3 protein-coding genes are annotated in these 1816 nt (G+C 65.6%); 2 read left to right on the forward strand and 1 reads right to left on the reverse strand.

Going from position 1 to position 1816, the window contains the following annotated elements; translation table 11 throughout:
- On the forward strand, positions 1-535 hold a 535-nt coding region (locus tag WAN71_RS04755; RefSeq protein WP_422224229.1), incomplete at its 5' end, for a class II fructose-bisphosphate aldolase.
- Positions 536-590: 55 nt separating this feature from the next.
- Here WAN71_RS04755 and WAN71_RS04760 read toward each other — a convergent pair.
- Positions 591-1451 (reverse strand): hypothetical protein, encoded by an 861-nt coding sequence (locus WAN71_RS04760; protein WP_422224230.1) that lies wholly within the window; start codon positions 1449-1451, stop codon positions 591-593.
- A gap of 109 nt (positions 1452-1560) precedes the next feature.
- On the opposite strand from WAN71_RS04760, the gene WAN71_RS04765 reads away from it, so the two are divergent.
- Positions 1561-1816 (forward strand): DUF3151 family protein (locus tag WAN71_RS04765; RefSeq protein WP_422224231.1); only part of this gene is annotated, 256 nt, incomplete at its 3' end.

Consider the following 1816-nt stretch of genomic DNA (forward strand, 5'->3'; position numbering starts at 1 on the left):
GGAAGACGGCGTCGCCCACGAGATCAACGACAAGCTCTACACCACGCCTGATGACTTCGAGAAGACCATCGAAGCGCTGGGCCACGGTGAGCACGGCCACTACCTGCTGGCCGCGACATTCGGCAACGTGCACGGCGTCTACAAGCCCGGCAACGTCAAGCTCCGCCCGGACATCCTTGCCCAAGGGCAAAAGGTGGCGTCGGCCAAGCTCGGACTGCCCGACGGTGCCAAGCCCTTCGACTTCGTGTTCCACGGCGGCTCGGGATCACTGAAGTCGGAGATCGAGGAGGCCCTGGGGTACGGCGTGGTGAAGATGAACGTCGACACCGACACCCAGTACGCGTTCACCCGCCCGCTCGCGGATCATATGTTCACCAACTACGACGGCGTACTGAAGGTCGACGGCGAGGTGGGCAACAAGAAGGTCTACGACCCGCGCAGCTATTTGAAGAAGGCCGAAGCGGGCATGACCGAGCGGGTCATCGAGGCCTGCAACGATCTGCACTGCGCCGGCAAGTCTGTGTCGGCCGGGTGACGATGCAGAGCGCGTAGCGCGATGAGGAGGAGGCCGGCAATCGGCTCGGCCTGACTCAACCCGTGCTGGACTCGCAGATCTTCCACTGGTCGTCGCGGTACTGCAGGTCGAAACTGCGGGTCGAGCGAACCTGCGGCGCATAGGCCATGAACGCGGTCACATTGGCCTCGGCGTGGTTTCCGTTGACGACTACCTGGTCGATGTTGGCGACCACCGGATACTGCTTGGCCGCCGCGACCCGACGATAAGTGTCGTTCCAGTCGCGCTCGTCGTAGTTGACGTAGTCGTCGCGCATGTTGCCGCAGGTGATGCCGCGCAACGTGGACAGGTCGCCTTTCTGCACCGCGACATCGAAGCTCTGGATGGTGCTGCGGACCTGGTCTTCTTGTGAGGCCTTCGGCTTTTTGTTATTGCGGGTCAGCAGCACGGTGCCTAGCACTGCGACGGCCGCCAACGCCAGGATGATCAGGATCAGTGCCAGCACCCAACCCCAGCTGCGCTGGGTCGACGGCCGCAACTTGGCCCCCAGCCGAGGCGGAATCAGCTGCGGCATCGCCGTTCTCGGCTGTGCTCCGGTCGATCCAGACGGCGTATCGAAGACCTCGGTCGCGGGCTCGGTTGCGGCATTGATGACCGCCGTCTCCTTGGCGTCGAAACCCGGGGCAGTGAAACGACGCTCACCCCGTTGACCGCGCGGTTTGGGCGCCTCCTGCTCACGCGGCGCCTTGGCCATCACCTCGGTCGCGGGGTCCGCCCGGTAGCTCTCAATGGCGTCGTCGTCGGGACCGGCGACCTGTTCGGTGTCGTCGGGGTCGGATTCGGCCGGGTCGGTCGCGGCACCTCGATCGACGGCGTCTGGATCGAATCCCGGCGCATTCGACGTGTGGTCGCGGTCAGGCCCTGAGGGATTCGGCATAAGCGCTGCTGTCCTCTTCGCTGTCGAAATACGTATTGCAGCCTAGCGACTCGGCACCCGGTTTGGCGCGGCGGCGTCGCACGGCACAATAACCCCATGACGCAACCCCATGACGCCCATGAGTGATCTTCTGGGACCGGATCCGGTCCTGTTGCCCGGCGACACTGATGCCGAGGCCCAACTGCAGGCCAACGAGAACCCGGCCGTCGTCGCCGCCGCGCATCCGTCGGCCTCGGTGGCCTGGGCGGCGCTGGCCGAGGAAGCGCTCGCCGCCGCCTTGGCGGTCACCGCCTACGCCTACGCCCGCACCGGCTACCACCGCGGCCTGGACCAGCTGCGCCGCAACGGCTGGAAGGGGTTCGGGC

This window comes from Mycobacterium sp. (assembly GCF_049280035.1).
Lineage (GTDB): Bacteria > Actinomycetota > Actinomycetes > Mycobacteriales > Mycobacteriaceae > Mycobacterium.